This window comes from Campylobacter sp. BCW_4319, from assembly GCF_001764435.1.
Lineage (GTDB): Bacteria > Campylobacterota > Campylobacteria > Campylobacterales > Campylobacteraceae > Campylobacter_D > Campylobacter_D jejuni.
Map to the genome: position 1 here is coordinate 222,888 of NZ_MKAQ01000008.1, position 14,293 is coordinate 237,180.

8 protein-coding genes and 3 pseudogenes are annotated in these 14,293 nt (G+C 30.7%); 3 read left to right on the forward strand and 8 right to left on the reverse strand.

All coding sequences use genetic code 11. The features are described 5' to 3' along the window. Positions 1–11: 11 nt before the first annotated feature. The 3 genes from AJN56_RS02675 to alaS are packed head-to-tail and all read right to left on the reverse strand — an operon-like array spanning position 12 to position 5,019. Positions 12–1,943: a penicillin-binding protein 1A gene (locus tag AJN56_RS02675; RefSeq protein WP_002867666.1), complete on the reverse strand. Its 1,932-nt coding sequence runs from the start codon at positions 1,941–1,943 to the stop codon at positions 12–14. Further along, the gene (gene maf / locus AJN56_RS02680) at positions 1,940–2,491 is read right to left on the reverse strand and encodes a septum formation inhibitor Maf (RefSeq protein WP_002855005.1); all 552 of its coding nucleotides are present in this window, start codon (positions 2,489–2,491) and stop codon (positions 1,940–1,942) included. Before maf ends, AJN56_RS02675 begins: the two co-directional genes overlap by 4 nt. After that, a complete protein-coding gene (gene alaS / locus AJN56_RS02685; RefSeq protein ID WP_002869244.1) occupies positions 2,491–5,019 on the reverse strand; it encodes an alanine--tRNA ligase in 2,529 nt (842 codons plus the stop codon). Before alaS ends, maf begins: the two co-directional genes overlap by 1 nt. Before the next feature lie 114 nt (positions 5,020–5,133). Here alaS and AJN56_RS02690 point away from each other — a divergent pair, with 114 nt between their 5' ends. The 3 genes from AJN56_RS02690 to hemH are packed head-to-tail and all read left to right on the forward strand — an operon-like array spanning position 5,134 to position 8,004. Then, complete coding sequence (locus AJN56_RS02690) at positions 5,134–6,207, forward strand: DegT/DnrJ/EryC1/StrS family aminotransferase (protein ID WP_002854835.1); 1,074 nt, start codon at positions 5,134–5,136, stop codon at positions 6,205–6,207. 4 nt (positions 6,208–6,211) lie between these two features. Beyond that, the gene (locus AJN56_RS02695) at positions 6,212–7,078 is read left to right on the forward strand and encodes a Gfo/Idh/MocA family protein (protein WP_002855142.1); all 867 of its coding nucleotides are present in this window, start codon (positions 6,212–6,214) and stop codon (positions 7,076–7,078) included. Further along, positions 7,075–8,004, forward strand: coding sequence for a ferrochelatase (hemH, locus tag AJN56_RS02700; RefSeq protein WP_002869243.1), 930 nt, complete (start codon positions 7,075–7,077; stop codon positions 8,002–8,004). Before AJN56_RS02695 ends, hemH begins: the two co-directional genes overlap by 4 nt. A gap of 3 nt (positions 8,005–8,007) precedes the next feature. On the opposite strand, the pseudogene AJN56_RS02705 reads toward hemH, so the two are convergent. From AJN56_RS02705 to AJN56_RS02715, 5 genes and pseudogenes are all read right to left on the reverse strand, one after another. Beyond that, positions 8,008–9,739: pseudogene (locus AJN56_RS02705) on the reverse strand (ShlB/FhaC/HecB family hemolysin secretion/activation protein). Between the two features lie 58 nt (positions 9,740–9,797). Beyond that, positions 9,798–9,938, reverse strand: a pseudogene (locus tag AJN56_RS08595) (hypothetical protein). A 28-nt stretch (positions 9,939–9,966) separates the two neighbouring features. Beyond that, the gene (locus AJN56_RS02710; RefSeq protein ID WP_250539083.1) at positions 9,967–11,586 is read right to left on the reverse strand and encodes a filamentous hemagglutinin N-terminal domain-containing protein; all 1,620 of its coding nucleotides are present in this window, start codon (positions 11,584–11,586) and stop codon (positions 9,967–9,969) included. Between the two features lie 96 nt (positions 11,587–11,682). Then, entirely contained in the window at positions 11,683–11,811 is a 129-nt protein-coding gene (locus AJN56_RS08860) for a hypothetical protein (protein WP_002853440.1), read from the reverse strand. A 111-nt stretch (positions 11,812–11,922) separates the two neighbouring features. Beyond that, a pseudogene (locus AJN56_RS02715) lies at positions 11,923–14,243 on the reverse strand (hypothetical protein). Positions 14,244–14,293 lie beyond the last annotated feature (50 nt).

The window sequence follows — 14,293 nt, forward strand, 5'->3', positions numbered from 1 at the left end:
TCTTTCTACTTTCAAAATATAATCTCGCTTTCATTAAATTTCATATTTGCTTTTGGTAATGGTGATTTGGTGGTATAATAAGCACTTTCTCCTTTATAATTTCCACGATAAACTCCATTAGGAATGCTAAATTTTCTAGTTGTATCAGGGAATTTTTCTATATATTGAGTTAAAAATTCTCTAAACACAGGAGCAGCTGTTCTAGCCCCACCTTCTGTATAACGCATAGGCTTGTTGTTATCATTTCCATACCAAATGATTGCTTCTATTTCAGGCGTAAGTCCACAAAACCAAGCATCAACACTTTTATTCGTTGTTCCTGTTTTTCCTGCTATTTCTATATCTTTTACTCTTGCATTACGCCCTGTGCCTTTTTCAACAACATTTCTCATCATATCTAAAACCAGAAAACTTTGCGCTTCATCGCTGACTTTACGCTCATTTGAGTTAAATTCCATGATGGTTTTACCGGTTTTATCCTGAACTTGTCTGATAATTTGAGGATCTTTAATCGTACCATAGTTCCCAAACATGGTATAAAATTTCGAATACTCCAAAGGAGAAATACCAAAACTTCCCAATACGATTGATAAATTAGGTGGTATATCTTTAAATCCAAATTCCATTAGTTTAGAGTAAAGAACATCAAGCCCCATATCAAGTGCGAGATTAATGGTAGCTAAATTTCTTGATCTTGTTAAAGCTTCTTTTAAGGTAATTAAACCTAAAAATTTACCCCCTTCATTTTTAGGTTTCCAATCCTCATTATTACCCGCTCCACCTTCAAAAATTCTAGAAATATCAGCAATTTCACTCATAGGCGAATATCCTAAATTAATCGCCACTTGATACACAAAAGGTTTAAAAGAGCTTCCAGGTTGACGCATACTTTGAGTAGCGCGGTTATAATTACTTTTTTCATAATCAACTCCACCTACCAAAGCTAAAACATCACCACTTTGATGATTTACCACGACCATAGCTCCGTTTAAAGTGCTTAAATTTGCATCTTTATCGCGTTTTACTATCTCATCATAACCAAATTTTAAAGCATTCTGTGCCATATTTTGAACATCTAAGTCTATATTTAAAATGATTTTATATCCACCTGTTTTTAAGTCTTTGATATTAGGGCTTAATTGTTTAATCACTTCATCTACGACATAAGGAGCAGCATTTTGAGTAAGCGTATCATCATAAACTTGCGGAATTTCTTTAATGGCTGTATCATAATCTGCTTTTGAAATCCAACCTAGATTATACATTCTTGAAATAACATTATTTGCTCTTGAAATGGAAAGATCTAAATGCTTTGTAGGATCATAACTACTAGGTGCTTTTGGCATACCTACTAACATAGCAATCTCTTTAAGGCTTAATTCATTTAAATTTTTATGAAAATACCCCAAAGCTGCGGTTTTTACTCCATAATACCCATGTCCAAAAAAAATAAAATTTAAATACCTTTCTAAAATTTGCTCTTTAGTTAAAATGGTTTCCATTTTATAAGCAAGCAAAGCTTCGCGAATTTTACGCGTAATAGTTCTTTCAGGGGTTAATTCCGTGTTTTTAATAAATTGCTGAGTAAGAGTGGAAGCTCCTTCCATGGTTTTTCCACCGCTTTTTATGATTTTTACAGCAGCTCTAAAAATGGCATCGATATTAACTCCATTATGTTCAAAAAAGCTTGTATCTTCTATAGCAACCAAAGCTTCTATAAGGCGTGGAGGAAGCTCTTCATAAGGAGCGTAAAAACGATGTTGTTCAAAAATATTAGCCACAAGCTTGCCATTTCTATCGTAAATTTGTGTTGTAAGAGGAGGTTTGTATTCTTTAAAAGTATAACCCTCAGTATCAGCACTTGTGAAAAGATAAGCCACATAAATAAATCCAGCTATAAACAAAAGAGTAAAAAATGAAAAAATATATTTTAATATTTTCATAAATAAGCCTTTAAAGTTTGGATATCAAGCCCTAAAGCAGTGCTTAGATTTCCTACTTGTTGGGTGATGAAATTTTGATGAAAACCCTCACACATAATACAACCCGCCTTGCCTTTATAAAGATCATTTTCTACATAATCTCTTAAAGCATTTTCATCAAAATTTTTAAAATAAAGCGTAGTTTTTGAAAGAGAAAAAACTCTTTTTTCAGGTTTTACAAGCAAAAAAGCCGATAAAATACTTGCATACTTGCCATTTTGCAAGGCAAGCATTTCATAAGCTTCTTTTTTATCCTTTGCTTTGGTAAGAATTTTTTCATCTATACAAACTATACTATCTGCAAAAAGCAAATTTTGGTTTTGAAAATCTTTGCCTAAAGTACTTAAAAATTGTCTTTCTTTTTCAAGAACTATTTTTTGAACATATAAAAAAGGTGAAATATTTTTATTTAAATTTTCATCATAATCAAAACTAACTTGCCTAAAATCAATCTTTGCGGTTTTAAGCAAGTTAGCTCTTGAAATGGAACTTGAAGCAAGAATTAACATTAAAGTGCTTTTTCTATCGTTTCTAAGCTTTGTTTTAAAGCTTCATTGATTTTGCTTAAATCTTTTCCACCTGCAGTAGCAAAATCATCTCTTCCGCCACCATTTCCACCTAAAATTTGCGCCGCTTCTTTAACCAAAGCTCCTGCTTTTAAAGGTGCATCTTTAACACCAGCTGCTAAAGTGATTTTTTCATCTTTTACTTGAATAAGTAAAATCACCGCTTTAGCAAATTTATTTTTAAAATCATCAATCATAGCTTTAATATCGCCATTATCTATACGTTTTACGCAAATTTCAACACCTTGGATATTTTTAGAATCAAGCTCGGTTTTACTTGAATTTTTAAGCTCATTTTTTAAACTTAAAATTTCATTTTTAAGCTTTTTAACCCCGTTTAAAATATCATTATTTTTAAGCTCATCTTTTACTTTAGAAAGTTCTTCAAGTTGATTTTTTACAAATTCTAAAGCCGCTTTAGAAACCACAGCTTCAATACGTCTAACTCCAGCACTCACACCACTTTCTTTAACTATGTAAAAACTTCCTATTTGAGCAGTATTTTTAACATGGGTTCCCCCACAAAGTTCTTTGCTTTCACCTAGAGTTAAAACACGCACATTGCCTTGGTATTTTTCATTAAACAATGCTATAGCACCGCTTTTTTTAGCTTCTTCTAAAGGCATATTTTCTAAGATAGCTTCGCTTGAGTTTATAATCATTTCATTGACTCTTTTTTCAATGCTTTCTAGCTCTTCTTTGTTTAAAGCTTTATGATGAGTAAAATCAAATCTTAGTTTATTGCTTTCAACCAAAGATCCTGCTTGACTTACATGAGAACCTAAAATTTCTCTTAAAGCATGGTGTAAAAGATGAGTGGCTGAGTGGTGGCGTGCGATTTGCTCTCTTTTTTCTGTATCGATTCTTGCATGAACTATATCGCCAACTTTTAGTTCTTCGCCTGCTTTTACAAAGCTAAGATTGAGATTAAAAAACTTTTGCGTATCTAAAACTTCACGCTTAGCTATAAATCCACTATCAGCACTTTGCCCCCCACTTGTTGCATAAAAAGGTGTGTTTTCAAGCATCACCCAACCCGCATCTTTAAGGGTGGAAACTTCTTTAAAATCTTCATCTAAAAGGGCTAAAATTTTACTTTCGCATTCTGCTTTTTCATAACCTACGAAATGATTTTCTCCAAATTTTTCAAGCAAGTTTTTAAAATCTCCGCTTGCAGTTTTATCTCCACTTCCTTTCCAAGAAGCCTTAGCGCGTGCTTTTTGCTCATTCATTAAAAGTTCAAATTTTTCTTCATCAACTTTAAGATTTTTTTCTCTTAGCATATCAGCCGTTAAATCAAGCGGAAAACCATAAGTATCATAAAGCTTAAAGGCTACTTCTCCGCTAAAAATTTCTTTAGTGTTTTTAAGCTCTTCATTAAAAATTTCAATCCCATTTTCTATAGTGCTTAAAAATCTTTCTTCTTCAAGGCGAATTTGTTCTTTTATAAAGTCTTTTTTCTCATTAAGATAGGTATAATGTCCACCCATTAAATCGCATACAATATCAACTAGTTTATACATAAAAGCTTGTTTAAAACCTAGCAAATATCCATGTCTTAAAGCACGACGCAAAATACGACGCAAAACATAACCTCTACCTTCTTTATCAAAACTTACCCCTTGTGCAAGCAAAAATACACTTGATCTTATATGATCAGCTATGACTCTAAAACTTGCTCCGCTTTCATAAATATAAGTTTTATTACAAAGTTTTGAAATTTCATTGATGATTGGCATAAAAAGCGAGCTATCAAAATTGCTGAATTTACCTTCTTTAATCGCTGTTACCCTTTCAAGTCCCATTCCCGTATCAATGCTTGGCTTTGGTAGTGGGCTAAGCACTCCATCAGCACTTCTTTCGTATTGCATAAAAACAAGATTCCAGATTTCTAAAAATCTATCTCCATCTCCACCCATATAATCTTCGCTTGAGTTAAAATGCTCTTCTCCTTGGTCATAAAAAATCTCACTACAAGGACCACAAGGACCAGTATCGCCCATTTGCCAGAAATTATCTTTATCGCCAAATTTGTAAATTCTTTCTTTTTGAATGTGTTTTTGCCATAGATTAAAAGCTTCATCATCGTTTTCATGCACGGTTACATAAAGTCTGTCTTTAGGTAGTTTTAAAACTTCAGTTACAAATTCCCAAGCATAAGCTATGGCTTGTTCTTTAAAATAATCTCCAAAACTAAAATTCCCAAGCATTTCAAAAAAAGTATGATGGCGTGCGGTATATCCTACATTATCTAAGTCATTGTGCTTTCCACCCGCTCTTATACAAGTTTGACAGCTTGTTTTGCGTGGAGGGTTTGGGCGTGGAATTTCTCCTGTAAATATGCTTTTAAAAGGCACCATACCCGCATTAGCAAAAAGTAAAGTTGCATCATCAGGAACTAAAGGACTTGACGGGGTTATCTCATGTCCTTTTGATGCAAAAAAATCCAAATAAGCTTTTCTAATATCCATGAATTTTCCTAAAGAAATTTTTATAAAAACATATCATACCAAAATTACTTTAAATTAAGTAAAACTAAAATACAATAAACATTTTTATTTAATTTTATTTCTCTAAGGTTTTTTATGAATTTTATCAATCTTCAAGCCCAATATCTCGCATACAAAGATGAAATCAATGCTGAAATTGAAAGCGTTTTATCAAGCTCTTCTTTTATAGGCGGTGCAAAGCTTAACGAATTTGAGCAAAATTTAGCTCATTTTTTAGGTGTTAAACACGCTATAGGTTGTTCAAGTGGAACCAGTGCTTTATATCTTGCCTTAAGAGCCTTAGATATTGGCAAAGATGATGAAGTTATAGTGCCTAGTTTTACTTTCATAGCAACAGCTGAAGTTGTGGCCTTAGTAGGTGCAAAACCTGTTTTTGTAGATATAAATTTATCAAATTACAATCTTGATTTTGAAGCAGTGCAAAAAGCAATAACCCCAAAAACCAAAGCCGTTATAGCAGTAAGCATGTTTGGACAAATGAGTGATTTAAGGGCTTTAGAAGAAATTTTAAAAAATAAAAATATCACTTTGATCGAAGATGGTGCACAAAGTTTTGGTGCAAGTTTCAAAGGAGAAAAATCCTGCTCCATAGCTAAAATTTCATGTACGAGCTTTTTTCCTTCAAAACCTTTGGGAGCTTATGGCGATGGTGGGGCTATTTTTTGCCATGATGATGAAATTGCTAAAAAAATAAGAATTTTACTCAATCACGGACAAACTCAGCGTTATAAACATGAATTTATAGGTATAAATGGACGCCTTGACACCTTACAAGCAGCGATTTTAAATGTTAAGTTAAAATACCTAGAAAAAGAATTAGACAAAAGACAAAAATTAGCACAAACTTATAATGCAAATTTAAAAAACTGCCAAATTCCACAAATTGATCCAAATGCTTTTAGCGCTTATGCACAATACAGCGTTTTAGTTGAAGATAGAGCTAGCGTATTGCAAAAATTTGAAAAAGCTAATATACCTTATGCTATACACTATCCAACCCCTTTGCATAAACAACCTTGCTTTAGTGAGTTTTCAAATTTAGAACTTAAAAATTCAGAATATGCAAGCGAACACATCTTATCTTTGCCTTTTTCACCTTTTTTAAGTGAAGAAGAACAAGAGCAAGTTATTTGTATTTTTAAAGATTAATTCCATGAAAATAGGTATCATAGGCCTTGGAAAAATGGGGCAAAACCACTTAAATGAACTTAGTAAAAATTCTCATTTTAAACTTAATGCACTTTTTGATCTTTGCAAAAATCCAAATCTAAATATTTTTGATGATATTTTTTATGATGATTTGGATAAATTTTTAAATCGAAATAATGATATTATCATCATAGCAACACCTACAAATTCACATTTAGCAATAGCAAAAAAAGTTTTTAAACAATGCAAATGCGTTTTAATCGAAAAGCCTTTAGCTCTAAATTTAAAAGAAATAGACGAAATTTCAAATTTAGCTAAAGAATACAGCGTAAAAGTAGGCGTAGGTTTTTGTGAAAGATTTAATCCTGCGGTTTTAGCCCTAAAAAAAGAGCTTGAAAATGAAGAAATTATCAGCATTAACATACAAAGATTTTCACTCTACCCGCAAAGAATCAGCGATGTAGGGATTTTGCAAGATTTGGCTGTGCATGATCTTGATTTGCTTTGTTTTTTAAGCAAACAAGAAATAACAAAAACCAATTTGCTTAAAAAATACACCCAAGATCAAACAAGAGAAAGTGAAAGCATTATTCTATGTGAGCTTGAAAAATGTATTGCTAGCATACATCAAAGTTGGAATAGCACGCAAAAACTAAGAAAAATTCATCTTATTACTAAAAATCATTTTTATGAAGCCAATTTAAATGACTTTTCTTTATTAAAAGATGGAAATTTTATAGAACTTACTCAACAAAGTCCACTTTTTTCAGAACACGAAGCTTTGTTAAAACTTATCGATAATCAACCCAATCATTTAGCCAGCACGAGCGATGCTTACAAAGTTCAAGAAATTTTAGAAAGGTTTGCGTGAAATTAGTTTTATTTTTAAATATGGGCGGAGCTACGAATTTACAAGATTGTGAAGTTTTTTTAAAAAATATGTTTAATGATCCTTATATTTTAGGAATCAAAAATCGATTTTTAAGAAAATTTGTAGCATGGATCATAACAAAGGCTCGCGTTAAAGCCATGCAAGAAAACTATAAAAAAATGGGTGGAAAATCCCCTTTAAACGAACTTACTCAAAGCTTGTGTAACAAGCTTAATTTAAAACAAGATGAATTTAAATTTGATTTTGTAAATCTTTATGTGCCTCCTTTTGCCACAGAAATTTTGCAAAAATACACTTTAAATGAAAGTGATGAAATCATTCTTTTTCCACTTTATCCGCACCATTCTTGCACCACAGTAACTTCATCTTTAGAAGTTCTGCAAAATGAAATTTCAAAGCAAAAAATTCAAGCAAAAGTAAAAACTATAGATATTTTTTACAAAAATGAGCTTTATAATGAGATGATAGTTTCGCACATTTTGGATAAAAAAAGTAAATTTGATGCCAAAATTTTGATTTTTTCAGCGCATTCTTTGCCACAAAGCATTATTGACAAAGGTGATTTATATGAAAAGCATGTAAATGATCATGTAGAAATTTTAAAAGAAAAACTAAAAGATCATTTTGATGAATTTATTTTAGCTTATCAGTCTAAACTAGGCCCTGTAAAATGGCTTGAACCAAATACAAGCGATGTTTTGGCAAATTTAAACGATAAAGCTTTGATTTATCCTATTTCTTTTTGCATTGATTGTTCTGAAACGATTTTTGAACTAGGTATGGAGTATAAACATTTAGCAAAATGTGATTATGATTTGATAAGTTGCCCTAATGATAGTGATGAATTTATGGAATTTATTTTAAATTCTATAAATTCACCCTTAGCAAGAAAAACTTCTTGCTAAAACTCAAAAATACTTTCCAAAGCTCACATAAGCTTTAGAACTATAATCATCATCTAGTTTATACTTCTTTAAAGCTCTAGCTAAATCAAGCTTAACATAAAAATTCCCTGTTTTATTATAAAGCAGTTGTAAACCATAAGCATCCATATAGTTTGTATAAGAATCATTCTCATACCAAGAATAACCTATATCATAAAAAGGAGTGATATAAAAATCTTTTAAAGGAGTAGCCATTCTAAGTCCAAAGCTAGCCACTACAGCATTATCTCCTTCTCCATCTCCATTATTATAAGCCCTTACTCCATAAGGACCTCCTAAAGATATAGTTTCACTACTATCTAATGTAGCTCCATTGATAACTTGTTGATAATTTAAACTAAAAAGATGAGTAAAGGTATCATTAAAGAAATAAGCATTGTTAAGATTGACATTGAGTTTAGCAAATTTTCCAAATTCTACTCCACCTACTTTGCTTGTTCCTATACCTACTATAGTCATACCTTCATCTTTAACATTACCATAGCTTACATTAGCACTATAAGAAAAACTATCATTGCTAATGCCATTATAAACTCCTTCTATACCAAAGCTTATCGTATCAGAGCTTTTATCAAAGGTTAAAATATCAAATTTAGAATCACTAAGTTTTTTATGATAATAGCTTGAAGTTAAATAAAAAGAATTATAAGTCGTAATCCACAAAGGATATTTTAAATCTATACCTAGATTTTCAGAAGTTCCTATAAAGTCAAATTCTCTCCAAATTCCCCCTAAAGCATAGTTTCCTTTAGAATAACTTGGAGTGATTTTTAAATTCCCTAAGAAAAGTAGTATAGCTTATACCATAGTTAGTTTGTGCTTCATCGCTTCTTTGCAAATAAGCATTAAGACTATCTCCTTGATGAGCTATGTTATTAAAACTCATACTAGCACCACCCCTATATCTACCTGATTCTTTTATACCGTAATTATCTCCATAAAACAATACAGAAACAAAGCTATCACTAGGGGTAGTTTCTATCACTACATCTGTTTCACCTGGATTATCTCCTGCTTTTAAAGAAGCAAGGGTTTGTATGCCATACATTTCATTGACTTTATAAACTGCATCTTCTACTAATTTAGTAGTGATGATTTCACCTTTGTGATTAGGTAATTTACTTTCTATAGCATAATCTCTTACACTAGAATTGTTTTGAACCACATATTTACCTAAAACACCTAAGGTGATATTGATTTGAATTTGATCTTTTAGTTCTTGTTGTGGGATATAAGCTGTAGCAGCAGGATAACCACTAACTTGAACATAATAAGAAATGATATTGGCTATATCTTGTAAGTCTTGAACTGAAATACTTTCTTTTTTGTAATCGTTTAAGGCTTCTTGTAAAACTTGCTCATCTAAACCTAGATCTTTAAAGTTTATGTTTTTATTGGTAATATGAAAGCTAAAGCTAACTTTATGAATTGATTCTTCTTTAGAAGTATTTTTTAAAGAAGGAGTGTTTGAATTTGGGGTTTTAGTTTTTAAAGTATTATCATTAGACAAGTTAGGTTGATTTTTTTGAGTGTTGTTATTATCTTTTTGAATGTTTTTCTTTGTGTTAGTGGTTTTTGAATTATTATCATCACTAGTATTAGAATGATCTATGATAATCACTCCATCTTTTACTTTTAAAGTGTTATTGTAGTTTTTTAAGTTAGCATCTTCTTTATAAGGAGATTGTTCTAACATTTGTATGGTTTTTTTATTATCTTTAGTATCACTAGCATAAAGGCTTAAGATAGCTAAACTAGATAGTAAGATAATGCGTTTCATTTAAATTTTCCTTAGTGTTTGTTTGATTTTTAATCTTTAAATTTTGTTTGTTTTATTAATTTTTAACAAGATCCAAAAGGCTTTTAACCTTTTGGATTTTAATCATCTTGAGCAAGGATTTCCTGCTTTAAAATTATCCGATACTATACAAGCATTACCACTTTCTTGAGTGCTGCTTCATCTATACTTGCTTGTTTATCATCTTTATTGATATTTGGATCTTCATCTGTAGTTTGCATAAGCAAAGCTGTAGCAATGTCAGGCTCTTGTTGTCCTATGGTATCATTTGGGTTATTATTAGAACCGTTGTTGTTACCATTGTTAATATCACCTGAATCGGTTCCATCGTTTCCGTTGTTGGAACCACTATTGTTATCATTAGGCTTGTTAACAGTTTTATAATCTGCAAGATATTCTCCATTAACTGTGAGTTTATAACCATCTATGCTTACACTTGCTAAAGTTTCATTAGAACTTTTTAAGCTAGAATTATTACTTGCTGTAGTGCTTTCAAGGTTAGCTTCAGCATTTTTTAAATCATTATATGCTTTATCTAAAACAGTTTTTAAAGCAGTTATAGTTTCACTAGCATTACTACCCGTTACTCCACTTAAAGCAGCATTGTATTTTTTCACTGCTTCATTGTAAGCATCTACAGCTTGATCGTAAGCTTTTTGAATATTTTTTTGTTGTTCGGTTATTTTAGGAATTTGAGAAAGAATTTCCTTTGTTTTAATAATGGCTTGATTAGCTTTTCCTAGATTACCATAAGAATTTCCCAATACTTCCTTTAAAGCGTTTGCAAATGTTGCATTATTGCTATCTTGAGTTTGTCCATATAAAGCAGTAATAAAATCCATACTTTGATTAATGCTTGCTAAATCATCAGCTGTTAATAGTTTTCCATCTTTATAAAATTTGCTTAAATCTTCAATGTTAACACTAGAATTAAATTTTAAGTCATTAAATATAGAATTCATAACATTAGCGTCGATATCTGTTGAAGTTATTTTATCATTGGTTTCATAAACAACTTGGTTATTAGCAACAAACTGTTCGACTGGAGAACCTTTTTGAATACCATAATTCATACTTCCACTTGCAATAGAATAATTAGATTTCAATATAAAATATAATAAATTTGCCCTAAATGAAATTGGGTTATCAGATATAAATAAACCTACATTTTTATTCTCATCATGATGAGCCACTTCATTTCCTATCAAAGTGACATCGCTTTTACCTTCTATAACTCCTAGATTAATAACATTGCCATTTAATTTTGCAATTACAGGAGACAAACTTAATCCTAAACCAAATATTGCATCTGTGTCACTTACACCATTTGCAAATCTTTGCATATCTTCATTGCTAACTGATGAAGTGGACAAATACACTCTATTTGCATTAATACTTCCACCTTTACCCACTACTATACCATTAGGATTGATTAAAAAGATATTATTGCTTCCACCTTCTAGCTTTCCATCTATATGAGAGCTTTTAGAACCATAGACAATATTTAAGTAGTTATAGCCACTACCTTTAAAATTTACAGTTTCACCACTTGCTATATTAAAACCACCACCCCATTGGATAACAGAGTTTGTTTTACTTCCTGAGATATTCATAGTGCCATTGCTTGAACTTATACTTCCACTTGTTCCATGAGTGAACTTACCCCCACTTGGTAAAGCATAGCTTTGTGTAAAAAGTAAAGAACCTACAACTAAAGACAAAGAAAGTTTATTTAACTTTTTCATGACTTGCTCCTTTTTGTAAGATTAAGATTTAAGAATCTTTTGTTTATATTTATAAAAATACAAGCAAAAGATTCCTATCTTTAAGATAGGAATGATTTATTTTATCTTTGCGTAAATGCTTTTACCATCTTGGGATATTCTTACTTCATAAGAAAGTTTTTGTAAATTCATCTTTTTTAATCTATCTATAGAACTTAGTTTAAAATCTTCTTTGTTTTTTTGCATTTTTTCAATAAAGCTTTGAAGTTCTTCTTGATTTAAAGTATTAGAATTTTCATCTATAAAACCTTGCTCACTTTATAAGATTAAGATTTCTTTATTTTTAAGGTAGGGGTATTACTCTTTGAGGGTATAAAGAGCCAATACTTTCTCGCTAGAAATATTAATAGGAGCATCGTATGTGACTTCAAAAGGGGAGTTGTGTTGATTTTATTGGATACAATAAGATAATAATGCTCAAAGTTATTAATAATTCTAGCTTCAACTTTAGTATTTAAATCAGTCTATTGTTTTTACTTAAACTGATATCTGAAGGAGTTATAGCATTAGAAGCACTATAATTATCTTCATAATGTACTAAGGCTCCTGCTAATATATCTATGAAAGTGTTTTTAAATATATTAAATTCCCACCTATATAAGGTATTATTATAAGATTTAGCTTCACTTAAACCTGTAATGGCTGAAGGAGCTATAAAAATAGAATTGTTATTTTTATACTCATCAAGATTAAGATTGTTTATGATTAAGGTATTATCATGGCCATTGTTTGAAAGTCCAGCTATAATACTTAAAATCCCTTCTCTTTTATCTGAAGCTACACCCAATAAAGTATCATTGATAATGATTTTATTATAAGCAGCTTCATTATAAGCCATAATCAAATAAGCATTATCAGCTGCATTAGAAGAATAGTTTTTTATATCTATGGTATTATGATTGGCTTTATCCAAAGCTCTTATGATGATTTTAGAACCTTTATCTATATTACTTGCATCAGTAATGCTTTGAACATTGTTGTAATTTATAGTATTATAAGAAGCTTCTTTGGCTTCTGTTAATACAGTTAGATTTCTAAAAGAAGCAAAATCTTTAATCGATACTTTATTGTTATTAGCACTACTAGGATAAAAGTCTTGATTATTAAGAATATTTTTCTTAGCTGTATAAATGTATACAGGTAAGGTTGACATAGAATTATTAATATAAACTTTATTATAATCCGCACTGCCTTCTAAGGTTCTAGCAGCTACAATATTTAAAGCATCTTTATAGCTTTGAGAAAGATCGGTTGTGGTAAGATCGTTTTTAATGTTAATGGTATTATGATTAGCTCCTTTAGTTGCAAAGCCACCATAAAAAGAATGTTGGTTATAACCTAAGAAGTTATTAGCGATTTCTAAAGGATGTTTTAATTCTATGTTTAAGGTATTATAATTTGCTTCTCCATTATTAGAAGCTCCTGCATAGAAGTTAAACAAAGCTTGAGTAAAAATGTTCTCATTGTTTTTATCTTTTTTTAGGTTTTTAATATCTTTTAATATTGATAGTATTATCTAAGGCTTGTCCTTGTTCGGTTTTTCCACCCCAAAAATCAGCAAATAAAACAGAATTATAAGCTAGGGGTTGTTTATCATGGTTCATATATATATCAAGATTAAAACCATCTATGTCTAAAAGGTTTTTACTGGCTTGAAAGTTTTTATCTGTTCCACTATCTATATAACCTGCACTAATATGAGCAGCAGCTAAACTAGCATAAGCTTTGCTTGGACCATGGATAATCATATTAGCATCTTTGATAAAGATTTTATTGTTTTTTACATTGCCTTGATAAGCTAAACCACCTACAAGGTGAGTGATTCTTTCGTCAAAGGTATTATTACCATTTTTATCTTTTTTAGGTAAGGAAGTAAAAAACTCTACACTGCTACCTGCTTCTATATTTAAACTATTATTTGTAGAATCTCCATAAGTGGCTATAGCTCCAATTAAATAAGGAGCACCATTTAAGGCTAAATCATAAGTGTTCTCAACTCCCATACTAATATGAGCATCTTTTTGAAGTATGGTTTGGTTATAGCTTGCATTACCATAATGAGTAAAGGTAGAACTCATTAAGAAATTCATGCGTTGATTGCTTTTAGAATTACTAGGGTTTTTTATATGAGTATCTTTAGGTTTAAGATAAAAAACCGAACTAAGTTCTCCTTGTTCTAATATAAGTTTATTATAACTTGCATCAGCATGATCGGTTTTTACTGTGATTAAAAAAGGAAGCACTCTAACTGTTTTTATACTATGATCGGCTGTATTAACACCATGCCTTGCTTTAAAAGAAAGAACTTCATCTTCTCTCATATCAGGAGTAAGTAAATAATGTTTAAAATTTAAATCGTTTATATTTATAATATTTGGTTTAGGATTGTTATAAATTAAAGTAATATTGTTAATATCTTGTTTAGAACTCTTAGCATAATAATTTATACCTTGGAGTTTTTTATAAGTAGAATTGCTTTTATCATAAAGTTCGCTATCATTAAAATAATGCTCTGGGATATTGAAATTTCGATTGTCTGTAGTATTTGCTTGAGTGGCTGCAAAAGCGTTGATGCTTAAGAAGGTAACAATAGAAAGTCTAAAACAAAATTTCTCTATACCCCCCCCCGTGAAGTTAAAAAGCTTAATAGCTGGCATAGATGTCCTTG

Coding starts and splice junctions, on each gene's coding strand:
- alaS (WP_002869244.1), bottom strand. CDS start 5,019: ATGGATATTAGAAAAGCTTATTTGGATTTTTTTGCATCAAAAGGACAT.
- AJN56_RS02690 (WP_002854835.1), top strand. CDS start 5,134: ATGAATTTTATCAATCTTCAAGCCCAATATCTCGCATACAAAGATGAA.
- AJN56_RS08860 (WP_002853440.1), bottom strand. CDS start 11,811: ATGCAAAAAAACAAAGAAGATTTTAAACTAAGTTCTATAGATAGATTA.
- AJN56_RS02710 (WP_250539083.1), bottom strand. CDS start 11,586: ATGAAAAAGTTAAATAAACTTTCTTTGTCTTTAGTTGTAGGTTCTTTA.
- maf (WP_002855005.1), bottom strand. CDS start 2,491: ATGTTAATTCTTGCTTCAAGTTCCATTTCAAGAGCTAACTTGCTTAAA.
- AJN56_RS02675 (WP_002867666.1), bottom strand. CDS start 1,943: ATGAAAATATTAAAATATATTTTTTCATTTTTTACTCTTTTGTTTATA.
- AJN56_RS02695 (WP_002855142.1), top strand. CDS start 6,212: ATGAAAATAGGTATCATAGGCCTTGGAAAAATGGGGCAAAACCACTTA.